A 20,502-nucleotide genomic window follows, 5' to 3' on the forward strand; every position below is an offset into this window, starting at 1 on the left:
GTTAAAAATGATTATCTTTGCACCCGATTATAACACTCAATAAGTGAACGGATTAGAGAGCAACGGCTATCAGCGGCATCTTTCCTTATATAATAAAGGTGTATGCGCGGCGCAGGGAAACGGAGGTTTTTCTGCGGATTTGCGTATGTCATTGTCTGCGGTTTCTTGCGTGACGAATATAGCAAATTGCCATATGCAAAATGCCGTAATTTTGTCATCGGATTATTTGGCAGTTCCAAATAATTTGTTACTCTCTCTCTCTCTCTCTCTCTCTCTCTCTCTCTCTCTCTCTCTCTCTCTCTCTCTCTCTCTCTCATAGGCGCTACTGGCGTAACTCCTCTTTAATTTATTTTCGCATACGCGCGCGAGGCTCTCCGCGCAACCCCGATAGGCAAAGGGCTCCACCGAGTTCCCCTTGTCCGCATTTTCATGCCCTTTTGCCAACCGCGCAAAGGGGAAATAAGAACGAAAAACAACTTAAATTCTCAATTAAACATTTCACAGACATGGACGAAAACCAAGCAACAAAACAGGGTAAGAAACGAAAGGCTTATGTAAGGCCGGAAGTAGAAGTCATCAGCGTCAAGGCCGACAACCATCTCATGGAAACATCGTTCCCCAACAGCGGCGGACACAACAAGGTAGAAGACGACGGCAACGACCTCAACGCCAAGCGCGGCTTCTTCTTCGACGATGAGGCAGGAGAGGACTTCAACATGTGGGAGGATTGAGCCTCCCAAGGTAAACATCATTTAATAAAGTAAAACATTTTAAGAAAGAAAACAAAATGAAGACAAGATTATTTTCCATTCTCACAGCCACGGCCTTGACACTTTTCATGGCCGCGTGCGCCAACAGCGACGACATGGCGCAGAAAGACGACAAGCAGAAGGGCGGCACCGAAACAACCACCGATGGCCTCACCGCCTTCGTCGTGGAAGACAACACCGCGACCACTCGCACCACCGCCTCGCACGACGGCTCCGGCCTCAATTTCTATTGGACCGAGGGCGACCGTCTCTGGGTGAAGAACGATGCCGAAAGCCCTGCCTTGAAGCAGGACGCCAGAAGCGACATCGCCGACAAACTCACCGCCAGCACCATTCCGGGTGGCGTGCAGCGCGCCGACAAGGCCAAGTTCTGGTTCGACGGCACCTACACCAATTCCACCTACCCCGTGCGCTATACGGGCAAGAACAGCACCTCCGGCGATAAAGTGACCATCAAGGCCGAGCAGATACAACCTGCCCCCAACGACGCCAGCCATCTCGGCGAGAGTGGCGACTGCGGCACGGCCGTGGCCACAAAAGTAGGCGGCCGCTACCACTTCACCCTCGACCACAAGGCCGCCTACCTCACTCTTATGCCCTACAATTCGCCACAGCAGATTAACACCCTTCTCACTCAAATAAAAGTAACTGCCGACAAGGCCATCTGCGGGGAGTTCGACTTCGACGACAGCGGTATCAATCTCTCCTCGCGCCCCACGCCCACGCCAGCCAACCAAAGCATCACCTTGAAGTTGAAGGATGCCGATCCGCATCAGGGTTTCGCGGCCATACCGCAAGCACTCACCCCTGCCACGAATGCCGCCACCATAGTGCTGGCTCCGGGAACATACAGCACGCTCACCGTGGAATACACTTTCCACAATATCTGCAACAAGGACATCACCATCAGCAAGACCTACAACGATGTGGTCCTCACGGCCGGCAAGAACAAATCCGTAAAAGCAGATCTGAACATTCCGGCATTTCGTTATCCAACAGACTATATTTTTGGAGATAATCCTGCAACAAACTACTATCCCAACATGAACGAGATTAGTTGGTATACCATGCATGGCGACATTCATTGGGACGACAGCAAACTTTTCACTGTAAATGGTATACTTTACCAAGGCGGAGCATGGATAAAGAAACTGAGTGTCATCGCTGCCGACCACAGCAAGCCTGTATCTGCCTTAGTTGCAACCGCATGTAATGGAGTTAGCTACAGCATCTATAACTATAAAGGTTTTGGACAATATGTTCGATTCGATGGCCCCGCCCCAATCATGGGCGAACCGGCAAACACCAACGACTATTTCTTTATCTATGCCTTAGGACAGAACGGCCATTATGCTTCTATCGGAGAATTGATTGAACTGTTCTCAAGTACAGGTAATCATTTGAATAGCTACAACCCATACCCCTCAGGCTCCATTGATCATAGGTACATGCTGGTAATCTCTAAAGCATATGTAGCCTCACTCAACGCAGACATAGAATATTACATCAATAAATGGCCGGACGAACGATAGGCACGGCGGCATGCCCTATGGCAGAATAGGCCTGCAAGCCTCTCTCGCGCCTCGATTGTGAGGTGCGAGAAAATAAAATTCGCTCTTTGACACATTGAGGCAACACGACGGAAAATACAAACGCAACAGATGTTTGGAATTATATGCTATACTTAGATAAGATTCTCACGCTCGGCAAAGTAAATTAAAACGAGTTTTATTTGCTTTTGTACTCGCTAAATCGTATCTTTGCAGAAAAATGGGCGGCGCTTGGCAAACGGAAAATAAACACTCCTTGCCCTCGCTCGCACAATTTTTGAAGCAGAATAGTATAAATTACCAATGGCTATGAATAATATCATTCGGTTCGAAGAAGTGAACGATAAAATCGTGCAACTGCGTGGGCAAGAAGTCATACTCGACTTTGCCGTGGCAGAACTGTACGGTGTTCAGACCAAAGAAGTCAATCAGGCGGTAAAGAATAACCCGAAGAAGTTTCCCAAGGGATATGTGCTTACGGTTGAACGAGAGGAAATGGCTGATTTGCGGTCAAAATTTTTGACTGCAAACAGCCCCAAAAGCCGCACACTCCCTAAGGCCTTTACGGAAAAAGGGCTGTATATGCTTGCCACAATACTCAAAGGCGACAAGGCTGTCGCCACGACACTTGGCATCATAGAGGCTTTTGCCAAACTCCGCGAACTCTCACGCACCATCGCCGAGATGGCGAAGAGTCCGGACGAGTTCAAGCAGAAGTCGCTGATGCAACGAAGCAGCGAGATTGTGGACAACCTTTTCGGGGACGATATGCAGACAACGGATACAGAAACCGAAATAGAGTTGAACTTTGCAGTACTGAAGTTGAAGCATACCATCAAACGCAAAAAATAAGTAGAGACGGGCAAATGCAGAAACCTCTGCCTCTGCTTATTTGCAAAAACATTTCCGTCCCACGCTTCATCCTGTTTGGAGCGTGGGACAATTGTTTTCTCCCTCCCTGCTTCGTGTTGTCGCAACAACGATGCGCCGCTTGCCGATGCCAAAAGCGGCAGAGACGCTTCACGAAAGAGAATGAACCCTTGTCAGTTTGACAAAGTGTCCATGCAAGAGGAAAGTAAGGTTTGTCACGATGACAAAGCCTTCAAGCAATCGGAAAACGGACATTGTCGGCCGACAAACAGCCCGAACCATCGGAAAAAACGCCTTGTCAAACCGGCAAACCCTTGAAGCGAGCCTATCGGGCGGTTTGTCGCTTGACATGGCGTTCTTCCATAAATATTAACTCCTAAAACTTAAAATCTATGAGCAAAACGATTGAAAATATCCGCCTATACCGAATCAACAACGGCGCGCACTACCATTTCATGGAAAGCGTGGCGGCAAAGGCGAAGGACGACGAGAAGGTAAAGGCTAAGGCCGCACCGCTCGTCACCGCATTGGAACAGGCGGTGAAGACGGAGAACGACAACCTGCTACTCTCGCAGAAAAGCGCGCTGAGCGACACCATTGCCGAGGCCGACCGGCAGCGCGACAATTTCTATCGCGGCTACCGCAACGGCGTGAAGAGTTTCCTCTCGTTTCCCGACAGCATGCAGCAGGCCGTGGCCAAACGCCTGTGGCAGCACATCGTGGACTATAAAATCGATCCACGAATGCAACTCGACCGCGAGACGGGTCTGATGACCAACTTCATCGAAGACCTTGAGGGCAGCAAGGCCGGCGAGGTGGCCACACTGTCGCTCACCCCCTTTGTGGCGGGTATGAAAGAGGCCAACGACACCGTGCGCCAGTCGCTGCAAAGTCGCGACACCGAGAAATCCGGCCATGTGATGGGTGCCTTGCGTGCCGCTCGCCTGAAGACCGACGAGGCTTACGAAGCCCTCGTGCGCCGCGTCAATGCCCATGCCGAGATTGAGGGCGACGCCGATTATGCCGCATTCATCGGTTTCGTGAACCAGCAGATAGCCCGATACAAGGAGCAGGTGATGAAAACCTCTCCCCGGCTCACTCCCAAGGGAGAGGGCGGCAGGTCGGGGAAGACAGGAAAATCAGACCAGTCCGCCTCCCACGCCGAGGAACTCGCCCGGCTCAAAACGATGATTGCCGAGTATGAGCAGAGTTCGCACTTCACGCCCGGCATCGTGCAGTTCACAGGCCTCGCTGCCGGCAAGGATGCCACACGCGCCTATCAGGTCTATCTCTCCGACCAGCCCAATGACCTCTTTTGGCTCACGGTGAAGGATGGTAAACTCAAGGAGATTGTGTTTAAGGTGCAGCCCGGGGAGCCAGGAGGGCTGGCGACGGAGAAGATAAAGTGACCTTGTAGTATGATGCTTGATTTACAACTTGATTTTTATAACTCTCTGCGCAAGGTTTGTTGGGAAACAGGGCTTGCGCAATTTGTTTCTTGTTCTTCTATTTTAGTTGTTGTTTTCATAGTTGCAGATGCTTGCATACATATAAAAAACATATCATAAACCGTATTTCCCACTTCCGAAATACGGTTTATGATACAGAACAAGCTAAGCCGTGATGCGCTGGCTTCCCCATGTGATGCGTACCTTGCCCTCGCTGTCCTGATTGCGCACCAGCAGACTGTCGATGACCGACATCGTTATGTCGAACTCCTCGAAAATCTCCGATTTCTGCTTCACCTCTCCCGTCTTGATGAACTCGTTGAGCCTTTCCTTGGTAAGTACAAGGGCCATCAGGTTCTGCTCCACGGAATCCTCATAGGTAACGAAATGAACGTTTTTGAGCTGCTCGGAATCAAGCCGGATGAAGCGGAAGTAGAACTGCTCCATCTTGGGAATGTTCCATTGCAGCGATTCAAGGATGACATCGTTGCAGGTAGGGATGTTTACCGAGCTTTTCAGGCTCTGCTGGGTGCAGATGAGTATGCCGTTGACGGAACTGTCGAAGGCACTTACTATGGCCTGCCGTTTCCTGAACGACACGTCTCCCTTGATGATGAATACCGGGCGGTCGGGGAAACGCTCGCCGATGCTTTTCTCATACAGGTCCAATGCCGCGAGCGACGTGCAGCCGACGGCTACCTTTCCGGGTATCCGGCTGATCATGCTTGCGATATAGCGTGTCTTCCCCGGATAGTCATCACCGAAATAGCCTTCTATCAGATGAGGGAGCGAACAGGCCTTGATAAGCAGCTTTATCTGCCGTATCAGCCGCAGTCCCGCGTCTTTCCTGCTGTCGCCCGTGCTGTTGTAGTAAAGTTCGCAAATGCGGAAGAACTCCTCGATGATGATGTGGTAGACCTCCCGCTCTCCGTCGGAAGGTGTTACGGAATGTGTCCTTATCCTGTATTTCTCACCCGCGAAGTCCTTGAATTTGCGGGTTATGACGGTCTTGGCTATCAAGCCGAAAAGTTCATCCTTGTTATATACATCCTGATTCTGCTTCTCTATGCCGAAGACGGTTGCCTTGCCCGGACAATGGCATGCCTTGAACAGTACATGCCCGCGGTAGGGCGGAAACGGCTTTCCACGGTATGGGTTGTCGGAACCCTCTATCGTCTTGTCCCTGTTCTCCCGGTAGATATTGGCGCAATGGCAAATCATATTGGCAGAATTGTTGTAAAGCAGTTCAAACTGGGAGTAAAGCTCGGTGATGTTGTTGCGCGTTGTGGTCCCGGTGGAGAGAATCTTATATGGCAGTCTCCGGAATATGCACAGGACATGGCGTGTGCGCTGGGAAGTCGGATTGGTTATCTCGTCCGACTCATCGAACACCAGGCAGGTTTTTCGGGAATGTTTCTTGTTGAACCGCATGAGCGGTCTTTTCAGTTTGGCGAGCATCGAGAGTGAAACCACAAGGAACATGCCCTCCCGTACCGTTTCCAAGTCTGCCTTGCAGTGTATCATGCGGAACTGCTCCCCGTTCATCGTAAGGAAGGGAATCCACGTCATGTTCGTGGCGATGGCCGGGGCAAGGATAAAGACGTTTCGTACCTTCCGCTGCTTGAGCAAGTATCTTGCCCAGTGATAGACGGCGGCGGTCTTGCCGGATCCCTGCTGCCAGTTGAGCAGGGCATAGCGTTTCTGCAATACCATGTTCAAGTCGTGCTTCTGCAACCGCGTGAACCGGCATGTGGCATAGTCCTTGTTGATGAAGGTTGCGTCGTCAAGGTAGCGTGCGATGGAAACGTCGGGCTGCATGGTCGAGAAGTCCGGACTCTGAATGTCGAACTGCCGTCTCTTGCGTGCTATGAGTTTCATCGCGCTTCTCATCTGCCGCTGTTGCTTTTCCGTCGGAATCGGCATGGCGGGCAATTCCGCGACTCCCAACACGAGGTCGTTCATAGTGACTGCCCTGTGCTCCACCTTGTCAAGCAGCCGGGGAGCATATTGCTTGAGCTTGAAGCCGTAGGATGTCTTCACAAGGGCCACTTCCTTTCGCGGTATGGTGTTCTGCCCGGCGATATAACGGCGGATGATTCCGAGCACCTTCGCCGAGGTAAGCTTTCGTCTTTCCCATTCCTTGTATTCGACTGTCGAGCAGCCCTCGGGAGGCTTTTGATTGCGGAACTTTGCGACAAGGGCGACAGCCTTGTCCAGATGCCTGCGCAAAGCCTCGTGAGCTTTCAGCTCATAGAGATATTTTGCTATCTTATACTCAAAATGCTCCATCTCGGCCTTGTCCATAAAGTGCGTTTCGCGCATCAGCTCAATGCGCCGGCTGGATTTCATCGCCCTTGCCTCCGCTATCCTCGCCTTGAGTTCCTCCTTGGTCAGGAACTCATCGCTCTTGTAGGGCTGCATCTCGATGTGCCTGGATTGACGGAGAAACACCATGATCTTGGTGTTGAAGTTCTGTACTCCGGTCTGCTCAAAGGCATTTGCTTCGAGCCGGGTCTGTCCGATGAAGGAGAAATGCTCGTTGACGATGCCCACCCTCGTCTTTTCCCAGAACTCATTTTGAAGGAACGAGAGCGGCACGACCATCATTAGCAGTCCCGCCGGGTTCAGTACATCGTATGCCTTTTCCATATAGAACTCCTGGGACAGCCGGAAGTCGATTTTCAGGTTGAAGGGTGGATTGCCGATGATGACGTCGAAGCGTTGTTCCGGCAGATAGCGTGAGATGTCGCACTGCTCGATATGGGCATCAGGATACAGGTACCGCGCCACGGTGACGGCCTTGGCGTCGATGTCGAATCCGTAGGTGTTGTGCGGGTTGGGCAGGTGGTTGAAGAAATTGCCCATGCCGCAGCACATGTCAAGGATCATTTCCGAGGGTTTGGGAGCAAGCATTTCCACCATGTCACGGCAGATTTCGTGGGGCGTGAAGAACTGTCCCATCTCAAACTCCTTCTTGGCCTCCGCATATTCGCTGTAATTGGAAAAGTCTGCCTTGTGCAGGTTGTGCAGCCCGCCGATGCCCGTATAGCAGTTGTATACGCTCTCCTGTGGAATGTCGTTCTTTCCCTTGTCTATGCAGAAGAGGATTTTCTCGTTGATTTCCGCACGCTTGTCCTGCGGTATTCGTTGGGGGATTATTTTATACATATCTTGGGTGTTCTTGTGAAAATGAAGACACTCCGCAGGGAGATTCCTGCGGAGTGCCCTGAAAATGTCAGTAACTCTCCGGCTTGATGTCGCCGAGCCTCAGCCGGCCGTAGCAAGCCTGCGCCGCCTCCCTGTCCTTGAACCTGATATCAATGCGGCCGTTCTTGAAAAATCTGATTTGTTCGGCGTTGGCGGTTGTCAGGTCATACCATGAGGAGACGTCTATGTTGTCCTCGTTGAAATTGAGAATCATGTCGCTGCTTCCACAGAGTAGGTCGTCTGAGCCGAAGAGGATTCCCGAGCAGAATGTCTCAAGGTCGGTCCGATAGTTGTAGTGAAGGCGGTTCTGATTATAGTTCGTACTGTAGAAGTCGTCAAAACTCAGGATATTGGGAAATGAAATCTTGCAGTTTTTCAACTCGGGAACTTCGGGACTCCACCTGCATTTATGTACGGTTCTGTGAAAGCGGATGAGGAGTTCCTCTTCGGCGGTGGTCCTGAAACTCCGTCCGCCAAGATGCTCGATGACCATATCCACATAAGTGGCATAGTCGGGGCGGAAGCCCATTTCCAATGTATCCTTGTCTATTGAGGGAGACGGAACGGAAACGTTGTAGGTTCTGTTGAAATAAGAAACAATACGGTTGGCGAACGCACTGACGGCCCGGTAGTTGCAGTCCACCATTTCATTGATGACCTTGAACGGCTTGAATTCCAGTTCCGTATAGTCCTTGCAAACTTCTCTGTATGAAGGATAACTGTCCCTGTACCGGATTTCACCGTTGTCCTTGTAACTGATCCGGTGGCTTTCCCTATATTGTTCTGCCTCTTCCGTGAAGATGCCGTACCAATGGTCGATGCGGTCGAGAGACTTGTACAGCTCGTCCTGTTGCTCCCTGCAATATCTCCTGTCCTGTTCCGTAATCTTTTCCTCGTTGTGTACCTGTACGTTCAGAATGTCTGTCAGCAGGTCGGAACCACACTGCTTTTCCTTGTTGATTGTTTCCATTTGAATATGATTTTTGAAAGTTGTTATTGTTGGGTTCTAATGCGGTACAGGGTTGTTATGTGCTTTTCCCTGTTCTTGACAATTTTTACCTGCTCCCTGTAGCAGTTGATGCTGCGCTCGGAAACGGGAGCTTTCATTCTGTCCCATTCTTCTTGTGGGACAATTCTCTGTCCTTGCCTGAAGCACCAGATGACGTAGTGATTATGAAAGCTGCCGGGGAAAACCGTTGCTTCATAATCCTGCAGGAATTGCTGATATTCTTCCTCTGTCCGGAATGCGATTCCGTCACCGCTGTATAAATACCTGCTGCCATTTTCAACATTTTTTCGGATATGGATTTTACGCCATGTCTCGGTGGTGAAGTCTCCATAATAAGGATTGGGTTCGGAATATTCCCACAGAGGGACTTCTGCCGTAAAGGAGACCGAGCCATTTGCCGTCGCACCGCAGTGTCCCCATGCCTTGAACGCGCCTTCATACCTGCCTGCAAATCGCAGGTTATCAGGTTTCACTCCCGTGAAAGGCCCTCCGCTCAGGTCAATCCAGATTGGTTTGTCCTTGGCTGTTCCCACAAATGGTATGTATGGGTTCATAGAGACGGAGAGATTCTTTCCCCGTTCTTTTTCAAGCAGGGCATTGGGATAAAAGTCGCCGTATTTATCGGTCAGTCTCAGCCTGTCCCCGATTTGTGGTCTTACATCCGACCGGCTTTGTTCAATCACTTCCACGAGCCTGTTCACCATGCTCACATCTTCTTCCATAAGCGAATGCTCACGGTCAAATGAAAGATTGACCGGACGGAGCGTTTCGAGAGTGTACTTTCCTTTTGTTGTCTGTTCCATATTTTTTTTGTTTGATTAGTCCGGCTTTATGGGGCCGGAGTTCCCATAACTACAGGCATATAAGGCTCGTGCGCTGACCATACAAGGTTTTCTGGAAAAATACCGCAAGCCCTATGGGCGAGGATGATTTTTGCAGAAAACCTTGGAGGGTCAGGAAAAGCATGAGCTAACTTTGCCTGTGGTTATGGGATACTCGGTGACAGGAACAGGCTTTATCCGCTTATTATTCCATATCTGTTCTTGGCACAAAAGGAATCATAGAAAAGATTTCTGGGAATTTTATATGTGTTTTCGGGTAAAATGATTATCTTTGCCACTGATAAGGAGTTGTTTGGCAATCTAAGAAATAATGGCAGTTCAGGGAAGAAACATTTTTCTTATCCGTTGCCGATTATTGTTTGATTTCTTTTTATTCTACTTGTAATCAGTATAATGGCACTTGATTACATCAAAAATACGAAAAAGATGTTATATATCATTATTTTTTTCCGGAAATATGCCTTTTATGCAATTTTATCACGGCCGAGAATCCGGATATTACTGTTTTTTAGTAATTTTGCAAGCAATTTGTAATATCACTATCAGAAGAGGAAATGGACAAGAAAAAAATTATCTTCATCATGAATCCTATATCAGGAACAGCCAACAAGGCGGGTATTCCTGAACTGATAGACAGATATCTAGACAAGGAACTCTTTGATTACGAAATCAAAGTTACGGAGCATGCCGGCCATGCAGCAGAATTAGCCAACGAGGCAAAGAACAACAATGTGCAGATTGTTGTGGCCATCGGCGGAGACGGCACGGTCAACGAAGTAGCGCGTTCCATTGTTCACTCCGAAACAGCCTTAGGCATCATACCCTGTGGTTCGGGCAACGGACTGGCTCGCCACCTCATGATACCGATGAATATAAAGAAAGCCATCGGTATCATCAACAAATGTGAGATTCGAGATTTAGACTATGGCATTATCAACGGATACCCTTTCTTCTGTACCTGCGGTATGGGGTTCGACGCATTCGTCAGCCATAAATTTGCGGAATCGGGAAAACGCGGTCCTATCACTTACGTAGAGAACATCCTACTTGAGGGCCTAAGTTACGAACCTGAGACATACGAAATTAACGTAAAGGGAAGTTCCATCAAATACAAGGCTTTCCTTATATCCTGCGCCAATGCGTCGCAATATGGGAACAACGCATACATAGCACCACAAGCATCAATGAGCGACGGACTGATGGACATTGTGATTATGGAACCATTCGATGTATTGGAGGCTCCACAAATCAGTATTGACATGTTCAACAAAACACTTGACAAAAATTCTAAAATCAAGTCGTTCCGCTGCCAGCAATTACAAATACACAGGAGCAAACCGGGATTTATACATTACGATGGCGACCCTGTAATGACTGGGGAAAACATAGAAATATCTCTGCAAGAGCAAGGTATCAAGATAATTGTCAATCCGGAAGCCAACAGGGATTTAAGAAAACCAAATGCCCTGCAATCTGCTGCTGCCGAGCTTTTCAATGAAATAAACATCATACGCAACGACATTAGCAAACAAGGACGACGTGCCCAGGCCTTAAGCAAAGTCTTGCAGCGCAAGCTCAACATCTAACTGCTAAAGATAAAAATCTTTGGTTAGATGCTCATACCATTCCGAGCGTTCCCCACCCTCGTCTGCAAGAGTTACCAAAGCCTTCTCAACCGACTCTGGTTGATGCAAAACGAATTCTAAGAGACAACGTTTTGGAGCTTTTCTCTGGACAGTTTTAATGAGGACTTCCCGCGATACATAGAAGCCTGATAATGAAGATATTGACAAAAATTGCCCCACATTTTCAACAGGAATAATCACAGAAAACTTTCCATCTTCTGCCAATAGTCTTCGTGCATGGTAAAACAAGTCTTCATAAGTCAAGGTATCAGCATGCCGAGCCATACTGCGAGAGCTGTCAGGCGCTTTTAAAGCATTTATAAAAAAAGGAGGATTGGAAACGATGGCATCGTATTTACACTCGGCCTGATACTTCTGTAACGACACATTATACAAATTGATTTGCGTACTGAAAGGACTTGCCCCTATATTGTCCAAAGCCTGTAAATAGGCTTCGGTATCAATTTCCACCCCATCGACCATGCTCTCCGGAAATCGTTGCGCCATCATCAGGGCTATCAATCCAGTACCTGTACCTATATCCAGGATTCGTTTTCCACCGATACCCCATGCCCCCAAAAGCACGCCATCAGTACCGACTTTCATGGCACAACGCTCCTGCCTGACTACAAATTGCTTAAAAGTAAAGCTTTCATGTTTCATACAACCAATGAAACGGTAACTTACAAGAAATATTGCATACTCGCACCGGCTCTATTATTATAGATTCGCCCGTACTTTACTTATTTTATAGAGACAACAGAGAGTATGTCATTTTTAATTAGTAACTTTGCACTCCGAAAATTGCCCATAAGGGTTTTATAAAGACAGACAATGAACAATAAGAAACAGAATACATCTATTCAGATGATAGCTGACTATGATGGAGATATCAGCAAACTATTCGAAGCCGATGTCACAGGACCAATCCCAATCCTAGCCACACGCAATCTCATACTCTTCCCTGGAGTTGTTACTCCGATTTTAATTGGTCGGGAGGCAAGCTTGCATCTCATTAACAGGCTCAAGAAGAATCCAGACCAATTCTTTGGTGTGTTTAGTCAGAAAGACCCTGATATCGATGAACCATCCAAAGACGATTTGTACGAATATGGTGTCTTTGCTAAATTGATACGCATATTGGAAATGCCAGGTCCTGGCAATAATCTCACGGCCCTTGTACAAGGTTTTGGACGTTGTCAGCTACAAGCCCTCACGAAAAAGAAACCCTACTATGCCGGCATTGCCACTCCAATGCCAGAAGAATTCCCTTCAGACAATAACAAAGAGTTTAAAGCTGCTGTAGAAGACCTGAAAAGAAGCACTATAGAGTACATCCAACTCAATGATGACATTGCAGACGAGACACAATATGCACTCAGCAACATTCAGAATGATGCCATTGTAGTCGATTTCATCTGCTCAAACATGCCCTTTCCCATCTCCGATAAAATCAAGATGCTAGAGGCAAATAGCTTGATGGACCGAATATTTGTAGCCTTGAAGGTGCTGAATCGCGAGATACAACTTCTTCAATTAAGACAGAATATTCGCAGTAAGACCCGTGAAGATCTTGACGAACAGCAAAAAGAATACTTCTTGCAGCAACAAATCAAGAACATTAAAGAGGAATTAGGCAATGGAGACGGCTCTCCTGAGAGGCATGAGCTTGAAGAGAAAGCCAAGGCAAAAAAATGGTCTGAGGAGATTGCAGGAGTATTCTATAAGGAATTGGACAAGCTGGATATGTACAATCCTCAAAGTCCTGAATACAGTGTTCAGCTGAACTATTTGCAGAACATGGTCAATCTGCCGTGGGGGGAATATACCGAAGATGACTTGAGACTGTCGCGTGCAGAGCGTATTCTGAACCACGACCATTACGGAATGGAAAAAGTCAAGGAACGCATCCTCGAATACATATCTGTTTTACAGCTGCGTGGCGACCTGAAATCTCCTATCATCTGCCTCTACGGACCTCCTGGAGTAGGCAAGACTAGTCTTGGTAAAAGTATTGCCTCTGCCCTCAACCGCAAATATGTAAGGATTTCATTGGGTGGTTTGCACGATGAGAGTGAAATCAGAGGACACCGCCGTACCTACGTTGGTGCAATGCCTGGCCGTATCATCAAGAGCATCCAAAAGGCTGGATCCAGCAACCCCGTCTTCATTCTTGACGAGATTGACAAGGTTACACAGAACACAATTAACGGCGATCCGTCATCTGCTTTGCTTGAAGTCTTAGACCCAGAGCAGAACAATGCCTTCCACGACAACTACCTAGATATTGATTATGATTTGTCAAAAGTGTTGTTCGTAGCTACAGCCAACGACTTGAATACAATTCCACGACCGCTGCTTGATCGTATGGAAATCATAGAGGTGAGTGGTTATATCACTGAAGAAAAGATTGAAATAGCCAAAAGACACCTTATTCCGAAGGAACTGGAGAATACTGGTTTAGTGAACAATCATTCTGCAATCAAGTTTAACCAGCCTGCTTTGGAAACCATTATTGAGCAGTATACACGTGAAAGCGGAGTACGCCAACTAGAAAAGCAAATCAACAAAGCATTAAGAAAATTAGCTTATGAAAAGGCTGTTCATGGCAGTATTCTGTATCCACGTATCACTCCGACTATTGCAAAAAACTTATTAGGGAATCCACCATTCTACCGCGATATATACCAAGGCAATGACTATGCCGGGGTTGTTACAGGACTGGCATGGACCAGTGTCGGAGGAGAAATTCTCTTCATTGAGACTTCATTAAGCAAAGGGAAAGCTGGAAAGCTCACACTGACGGGAAACCTAGGCGATGTCATGAAAGAGAGTGCAGTCATTGCTCTGGAGTATGTAAAGGCTCATGTGGATCAATTAAAGGTAGATTACAGAATCTTCGACCAATGGAACATCCATATTCATGTACCGGAAGGAGCTACTCCTAAAGACGGTCCTTCGGCAGGAATTACTATTGCAACATCTATTGCTTCGGCAATTACACAGCGCAAGGTCAGAAAAAATACGGCCATGACCGGCGAGATTACCCTCCGTGGGAAAGTTCTTCCTGTGGGTGGTATCAAGGAAAAAATACTTGCAGCCAAGCGTGCCGGTATCACAGACATTGTCATGTGTAAAGACAATCAAAAAGACATTGAGGAAATACCAGAGAAGTATAGAACAGGAGTAGAATTCCATTATGTAGAAAATGTACAAGATGTGTGGAACCTTGCATTGACAGACGAGATGGTTAAAAATCCAATAGACCTGACTGTCAAAGACCAAGAAATAACGACAGACAAGTAAGATGAAGTTTGAACTACAACATACCGACAATGCCAGCAATGCCAGAACCGGACTCATCACAACCGCTCATGGACAGATAAATACCCCAATTTTCATGCCTGTGGGAACTTGCGGTTCTGTCAAAGGAGTCCATTTCTCCGAGCTGATAGAACAAGTCCAAGCACAGATTATATTAGGCAATACGTACCATCTCTACCTCCGGCCGGGATTAGAAATATTAAAAGCGGCCGGTGGATTGCATGGATTTAACGGATGGCAGCGTCCTATCCTTACAGACTCAGGTGGATTTCAAGTATTTTCATTGACAGGAATACGCAAGATTACAGAAGAAGGCTGTGAGTTTCGTTCGCATATTGATGGTTCAAAACACATATTCACTCCGGAGAGCGTAATGGATACCGAACGCATCATAGGGGCAGATATCATGATGGCTTTCGACGAATGCCCTCCGGGTAAAAGCGACTACGCCTACGCAAAGAAGAGCCTTGAACTGACACAACGATGGCTTGACCGCTGTATCAAACGCTTCAACGAGACCCAACCGATATACGGTTACGAGCAGACACTATTCCCCATCGTTCAAGGATGCACCTTCAAAGACTTGCGAAGCGAAGCTGCCAAATATGTAGCTGACAAAGGAGCTGACGGTAATGCTATCGGCGGACTGGCAGTCGGAGAGCCTACTGAAATCATGTATGAGATGATAGAAGTAGTCAACGAGATACTTCCGAAAGATAAGCCACGCTACCTGATGGGAGTCGGGACTCCTCAAAACATTCTCGAAGCCATCGAGCGCGGAGTAGACATGTTTGACTGTGTCATGCCTACACGCAATGGTCGCAATGCCATGTTGTTCACCTACGAAGGAACAATCAATATCCGTAACAAGAAATGGGAGATGGATTTCTCTCCCATTGATGCTGGCGGATGCGAGGTAGACAGGATATATACCAAGGCCTACCTGCACCATTTATTCAAGGCCCAGGAACTGCTCGCCATGCAGATTGCCAGTATTCATAATCTGGCATTCTATCTTCGACTGGTAACCGATGCCAGATCCCATATCGAGCAAGGCGATTTCGTAGCCTGGAAAAACTCTATCATCGACCAACTGGGGCGACGCATATAAGTCAGAGTATCTATGGAATATTATAAACTCCGAAAACATCACAGACGTTATCGCATCATGCGATGGCTCAGCAAGCATCCGGCATGGCTTCATCGGATGTTTGCATGGTGCTATACCCACACGTCACGGCAGCGCCAAGCTCTCAAATGGCTTGCCCACAAGTTGAAATGGTTGAGCGTCCTGAATGTTTTCAAGTATATCAAGCGCCTGGATTGGTATATCATCAAGAAGTTTATAGGTACTTATATATATTCTATCCTGCTGATTATATCCATCTCTATCGTTTTCGACGTCAATGAGAACTTGGCTAAATTTGCAGAATACCATGCCCCACTACGTGCTATCGTCTTCGATTACTATCTGAACTTTGTACCCTACTTCGCCAATTTGTTCAGCCCGCTGTTCGTTTTCATTGCCGTTATCTTCTTTACATCCAAGCTGGCCGGAAACTCCGAAATTATCTCGATGCTGGCCGCAGGCGTCTCTTTCAAGCGACTCATGCGCCCCTACATGATTTCCTGCATACTCATTTCGGCTCTCTCCTTCTATCTCACGGCGTATGTCATTCCCCACGGTACTGTTATCCGACAAAATTTCGAGTCGATGTACAAAAACAAGAAGAAGAATACTGCCGCAGACAATGTACAGCTCCAAGTAGATAAAGGTACGATAGCCTATATCCAACATTACGACAACAATGCCAAACGCGGCTACGGTTTCTCTCTTGACAAATTTGAAAACAAGAAACTTGTCAGCCACATGACAGCCGTGGAAATCCAATATGATACCATCTCGGAGTCCAAATATCATTGGACAGCATCCAATTGGAAAATCAGACAGCTCAAAGGATTACGCGAACACATCACAAGTGGCACGGAGATAGATACACTCATACAAATGGAACCTACCGACCTGGTCTACTCAAAAGGCCAGCAAGAGACATTCACCAGCCCGGAATTAAGAAGCTACATCTCCAAGCAAATCAATCGAGGGTCGGGCAATGTTGTCCAATATCAGGTAGAATATCATAAGCGTATTGCCTCCAGTTTTGCCTCCTTCATCCTCACCATCATCGGCCTGTCACTCTCTTCCAAGAAGCGCAAGGGCGGTATGGGTATGTATCTAGGAATTGGACTGGCACTCAGTTTTATTTATATCATGCTGCAAACTGTCTCTGCGACATTTGCTATTCAGGCCAACACGCCACCTATCATTGCAGCATGGATACCCAACGTTATATTTGCTGTCGTAGCATACTTCTGCTATCGACATGCACCGAATTAAATTAGAATATGAATTTCGACGAATTAAAATTAAATGAAAACGTGTTAGACGCCTTATACGACATGCGTTTCGACACGTGTACACCCGTACAAGAAAAGTGTATACCGGAAATTTTGAAAGGCAATGACGTGCTAGGTGTAGCACAAACTGGAACTGGTAAAACGGCTGCCTACCTATTGCCAATCCTCAGCAAACTTGACGATGGAGGCTATCCTGGCGACGCTATCAACTGTATTATCATGAGTCCGACTCGCGAACTGGCCCAACAGATAGACCAGGCCATGCAAGGTTTCGGCTATTACTTGCAGAGTGTGAGCAGCGTAGCTGTCTACGGCGGCAACGATGGCAACCGATACGATCAGGAACTTAAGAGCCTCCGACTGGGTGCAGACGTTGTCATTGCCACTCCGGGACGACTCATCTCTCACATCAGTCTAGGCAACGTGGACCTGAGCAAAGTCTCATTCTTCGTTCTCGACGAAGCCGACAGAATGCTCGACATGGGATTCTCTGAAGATATTATGACTATAGCCAAGGGATTACCCAAGACTTGCCAGACGATTATGTTTTCGGCTACGATGCCTGCCAAGATTGAGGAACTGGCCAAAACACTGTTGAAGAATCCTATAGAAATCAAGTTGGCTGTCAGCAAACCTGCCGAAAAAATCAGGCAAAGTGCTTATATCTGTCACGAGACGCAGAAGCTGAGCATCATCAAGAGCATATTTAACAGCGGCGACCTGAAACGTGTCATCATCTTCTGTGGCAGTAAGATGAAGGTGAAGCAAGTCAATGGTGCATTGCAAGATAAGCATATCAATTCCGGCGAGATGCACTCCGACCTAGACCAAGCAGAACGCGATGACATCATGTTTAAATTCAAAAGCGGACAACTTGACGTTCTCGTTGCCACTGACATCGTTTCACGCGGCATCGACATTGATGATATCGCCATGGTCATCAACTATGATGTACCGCACGATGCAGAAGACTATGTACATAGAATCGGACGTACGGCACGTGCCGACAGGGATGGACAAGCCATTACGCTGGTCAATGACATGGATATTTTCTATTTCCAGCAGATTGAGAAATTCTTAGAAAAAGAAATTGTCAAGAATGAGTTGCCCAAAGAATTAGGCAACGGCCCAGAGTACAAAACAGAAAATCGTCCTAAGCACGGAGGTGACAAGGCTAAGACACGTCGTCGGAAAGACCGCGAGGTTACTGCCCATAAGCGGAAGCCAAGTCACAAAACCAGCGACAACAACACTGCTGACGAGCAAGCGGAAAAGAGAGCGAATCGTCCCCAAAAGAATCGTAATCGTCGGGACAATGCCAATCGTAGTGCTCAATCAGCACAAGGCCAAAGCCATAACAATGCTGAGTCCCCAAATAAGGAGCGTCGCCCTAAAAAAGACAGGAATAATCAGCCACAAAGGACTGATGCCCCCACAGATACCAGGGAACACAGGAAAAACCATCGGCAGAAGAGGCATCAGCGCCCACAGAAGGAACAGACCATTGTGCAGCAACCTGTAAAACAGGAAGGTGGACTGAAGAAATTCTTCAAGCGCATTTTAGGTATCAAGAAATAATAACACTTTATATAGGCAGAATCCGATTTCATCGTTTTCTGCCTTTTTTTTATCTTGGTTTACTGCAAAGCCTCGGCAGCATTGCTGTTTGGCCTTGGCAGTATCACTGACAAGCTTCGGCAGTCGTTGTGCCAAGCCTTAGCAGTATTCTGACGAGTTTAACAGTACAATTCGTATATACAGGAATCAAGATGTAATGCTAAGTATCAGAGCTACAAACTAAGGGATAATCAGCTATTAGAACTATTATTTATGTATATATGAATAAGGTATATATACTGCTAGGTGTATCATTTAAAGCCAAAAACTATCTTTTTTCTACTTTTTCCCAAATTAATCTTTCTTTTTGTTTTCAATTCGATAAGAATAATATATCTTTGCAACATAAATATGAAGAGAGACTATATAGAGAACAAATCAAACTCTATCATCACACAGAATCTGTTTTACAACTAAATAAAAGACAAGAAGATGAAAGCAACAGAAGTATTAGAGACTCTAAAAAGGAGATTTCCTAATGAACCGGAGTACATTCAGGCTGTACACGAGGTGCTGACAAGTATCGAAGAAGAATATAACAAGCATCCTGAATACGAGAAGGCAAATCTCATTGAGCGTCTTTGTATCCCCGACCGTTTGGTACAATTTCGCGTCACATGGGTAGACGACAAAGGTAACGTACAAACCAATATGGGATATCGTATTCAGCACAACAACGTGATTGGCCCATACAAAGGCGGCATTCGTTTTCACAAATCTGTGAACCTTTCAATTCTTAAATTCCTTGCTTTCGAGCAAACATTTAAAAACTCATTGACTACCCTGCCGATGGGTGGAGCTAAAGGTGGCTCTGATTTCTCACCACGTGGCAAGTCTAATGCCGAGGTGATGCGCTTCTGCCAGGCTTTCATGAGCGAACTATATCGCCATATCGGGCCCGACGAAGATGTACCCGCAGGCGACATTGGAGTCGGTGGTCGTGAAGTGGGCTATATGTTTGGCATGTACAAGAAACTCACTCATCAGTTCCAAGGTATCCTGACCGGTAAAGGATTGGAATTCGGCGGTTCGCTGATTCGCCCCGAAGCAACCGGATATGGTAATGTGTATTTCCTACAGAGCATGCTGGCTACACGCAACGAAAACTTAAAGGGCAAGACCGTCTTGGTTTCCGGTTCAGGAAACGTGGCTCAATATACTGTCGAGAAATTGATACAATTAGGTGCTAAGCCCGTAACCCTCTCCGACTCTGATGGTTATATCTACGACCCAGACGGAATCACGACAGAAAAGTTAGCCTACGTCATGGAACTGAAAAACATTGAGCGTGGACGCATCAAAGAATATGCTGAGACCTATGGCTGTAAATATGTTGCAGGTGCAAAACCTTGGGCAGAGAAAGCCGATATCGCTACTCCATGTGCCACACAGAATGAAATCAACGAGGAAGCTGCAAAAACGTTGGTTGCCAACGGCGTGATAGCTGTCAGCGAAGGAGCTAATATGCCTAGTACACCGGAAGCCATCCAGGTGTTCCAAGATGCCAAGTTGCTCTACTGTCCAGGTAAAGCTTCGAATGCAGGTGGTGTTGCTGTATCGGGGCTTGAAATGTCTCAGAACTCTGAGAGAATCCATTGGACACGCGAAGAAGTGGATGCAAAGCTCTTCAACATCATGAAAGACATCCATGAGAACTGTGTGAAATACGGCACAGAGGCCGACGGTTACATCAATTATGTAAAGGGTGCAAACGTTGCAGGATTCCTTAAAGTGGCAAAGGCTATGATGGCTCAGGGAATCGTATAATAGATACTACATCAAAGTCAAAAGACAAATGGGAAGCTGGCTGTATGCTAGTTTCCCA

14 protein-coding genes are annotated in these 20,502 nt (G+C 47.1%); 10 read left to right on the plus strand and 4 right to left on the minus strand.

Features of this window, described 5'->3' with window-relative positions; genetic code table 11:
* Positions 1–506 precede the first annotated feature (506 nt).
* From ACZ42L_RS03885 to ACZ42L_RS03900, 4 genes are all read left to right on the plus strand, one after another.
* On the plus strand, positions 507–731 hold the full coding sequence (locus ACZ42L_RS03885; protein WP_464716679.1) for a hypothetical protein: 225 nt from the start codon (positions 507–509) through the stop codon (positions 729–731).
* Between the two features lie 56 nt (positions 732–787).
* Positions 788–2,302: a hypothetical protein gene (locus ACZ42L_RS03890; RefSeq protein WP_464716680.1), complete on the plus strand. Its 1,515-nt coding sequence runs from the start codon at positions 788–790 to the stop codon at positions 2,300–2,302.
* A 327-nt stretch (positions 2,303–2,629) separates the two neighbouring features.
* Entirely contained in the window at positions 2,630–3,172 is a 543-nt protein-coding gene (locus tag ACZ42L_RS03895) for an ORF6N domain-containing protein (RefSeq protein ID WP_464716681.1), read from the plus strand.
* Between the two features lie 410 nt (positions 3,173–3,582).
* Positions 3,583–4,599, plus strand: coding sequence for a DUF6261 family protein (locus tag ACZ42L_RS03900; RefSeq protein ID WP_464716682.1), 1,017 nt, complete (start codon positions 3,583–3,585; stop codon positions 4,597–4,599).
* 204 nt (positions 4,600–4,803) lie between these two features.
* Here the strand turns inward: ACZ42L_RS03900 and ACZ42L_RS03905 are convergent, their stop codons facing one another.
* The 3 genes from ACZ42L_RS03905 to ACZ42L_RS03915 form a co-directional block, all read right to left on the minus strand.
* Positions 4,804–7,806, minus strand: a complete 3,003-nt coding sequence (locus ACZ42L_RS03905; protein WP_464716683.1) for an N-6 DNA methylase — start codon at positions 7,804–7,806, stop codon at positions 4,804–4,806.
* 67 nt (positions 7,807–7,873) lie between these two features.
* Entirely contained in the window at positions 7,874–8,815 is a 942-nt protein-coding gene (locus tag ACZ42L_RS03910; protein ID WP_464716684.1) for a hypothetical protein, read from the minus strand.
* A 23-nt stretch (positions 8,816–8,838) separates the two neighbouring features.
* A complete protein-coding gene (locus tag ACZ42L_RS03915; RefSeq protein WP_464716685.1) occupies positions 8,839–9,657 on the minus strand; it encodes a DUF4121 family protein in 819 nt (272 codons plus the stop codon).
* Between the two features lie 593 nt (positions 9,658–10,250).
* On the opposite strand from ACZ42L_RS03915, the gene ACZ42L_RS03920 reads away from it, so the two are divergent.
* Positions 10,251–11,282 (plus strand): diacylglycerol/lipid kinase family protein, encoded by a 1,032-nt coding sequence (locus tag ACZ42L_RS03920; protein WP_464700806.1) that lies wholly within the window; start codon positions 10,251–10,253, stop codon positions 11,280–11,282.
* A 3-nt stretch (positions 11,283–11,285) separates the two neighbouring features.
* Here ACZ42L_RS03920 and ACZ42L_RS03925 read toward each other — a convergent pair whose 3' ends face one another.
* Positions 11,286–11,984: a tRNA1(Val) (adenine(37)-N6)-methyltransferase gene (locus ACZ42L_RS03925; protein ID WP_464716686.1), complete on the minus strand. Its 699-nt coding sequence runs from the start codon at positions 11,982–11,984 to the stop codon at positions 11,286–11,288.
* A gap of 171 nt (positions 11,985–12,155) precedes the next feature.
* Between ACZ42L_RS03925 and lon the strand changes: the two genes are divergently transcribed.
* From lon to ACZ42L_RS03950, 5 genes are all read left to right on the plus strand, one after another.
* Entirely contained in the window at positions 12,156–14,627 is a 2,472-nt protein-coding gene (gene lon, locus ACZ42L_RS03930) for an endopeptidase La (RefSeq protein ID WP_464716687.1), read from the plus strand.
* Position 14,628: 1 nt separating this feature from the next.
* Positions 14,629–15,756, plus strand: coding sequence for a tRNA guanosine(34) transglycosylase Tgt (gene tgt, locus ACZ42L_RS03935; protein ID WP_464716688.1), 1,128 nt, complete (start codon positions 14,629–14,631; stop codon positions 15,754–15,756).
* Between the two features lie 12 nt (positions 15,757–15,768).
* Entirely contained in the window at positions 15,769–17,040 is a 1,272-nt protein-coding gene (locus ACZ42L_RS03940) for an LptF/LptG family permease (RefSeq protein ID WP_464703575.1), read from the plus strand.
* An 8-nt stretch (positions 17,041–17,048) separates the two neighbouring features.
* Complete coding sequence (locus ACZ42L_RS03945) at positions 17,049–18,638, plus strand: DEAD/DEAH box helicase (protein WP_464703576.1); 1,590 nt, start codon at positions 17,049–17,051, stop codon at positions 18,636–18,638.
* Between the two features lie 471 nt (positions 18,639–19,109).
* On the plus strand, positions 19,110–20,444 hold the full coding sequence (locus ACZ42L_RS03950; protein ID WP_464716689.1) for an NADP-specific glutamate dehydrogenase: 1,335 nt from the start codon (positions 19,110–19,112) through the stop codon (positions 20,442–20,444).
* Positions 20,445–20,502 lie beyond the last annotated feature (58 nt).

The sequence above is a fragment of the Prevotella mikamonis genome, from assembly GCF_055381405.1.

Coding starts and splice junctions, on each gene's coding strand:
- ACZ42L_RS03885 (WP_464716679.1), top strand. CDS start 507: ATGGACGAAAACCAAGCAACAAAACAGGGTAAGAAACGAAAGGCTTAT.
- ACZ42L_RS03890 (WP_464716680.1), top strand. CDS start 788: ATGAAGACAAGATTATTTTCCATTCTCACAGCCACGGCCTTGACACTT.
- ACZ42L_RS03895 (WP_464716681.1), top strand. CDS start 2,630: ATGAATAATATCATTCGGTTCGAAGAAGTGAACGATAAAATCGTGCAA.
- ACZ42L_RS03900 (WP_464716682.1), top strand. CDS start 3,583: ATGAGCAAAACGATTGAAAATATCCGCCTATACCGAATCAACAACGGC.
- ACZ42L_RS03905 (WP_464716683.1), bottom strand. CDS start 7,806: ATGTATAAAATAATCCCCCAACGAATACCGCAGGACAAGCGTGCGGAA.
- ACZ42L_RS03910 (WP_464716684.1), bottom strand. CDS start 8,815: ATGGAAACAATCAACAAGGAAAAGCAGTGTGGTTCCGACCTGCTGACA.
- ACZ42L_RS03915 (WP_464716685.1), bottom strand. CDS start 9,657: ATGGAACAGACAACAAAAGGAAAGTACACTCTCGAAACGCTCCGTCCG.
- ACZ42L_RS03920 (WP_464700806.1), top strand. CDS start 10,251: ATGGACAAGAAAAAAATTATCTTCATCATGAATCCTATATCAGGAACA.
- ACZ42L_RS03925 (WP_464716686.1), bottom strand. CDS start 11,984: ATGAAACATGAAAGCTTTACTTTTAAGCAATTTGTAGTCAGGCAGGAG.
- lon (WP_464716687.1), top strand. CDS start 12,156: ATGAACAATAAGAAACAGAATACATCTATTCAGATGATAGCTGACTAT.
- tgt (WP_464716688.1), top strand. CDS start 14,629: ATGAAGTTTGAACTACAACATACCGACAATGCCAGCAATGCCAGAACC.
- ACZ42L_RS03940 (WP_464703575.1), top strand. CDS start 15,769: ATGGAATATTATAAACTCCGAAAACATCACAGACGTTATCGCATCATG.
- ACZ42L_RS03945 (WP_464703576.1), top strand. CDS start 17,049: ATGAATTTCGACGAATTAAAATTAAATGAAAACGTGTTAGACGCCTTA.
- ACZ42L_RS03950 (WP_464716689.1), top strand. CDS start 19,110: ATGAAAGCAACAGAAGTATTAGAGACTCTAAAAAGGAGATTTCCTAAT.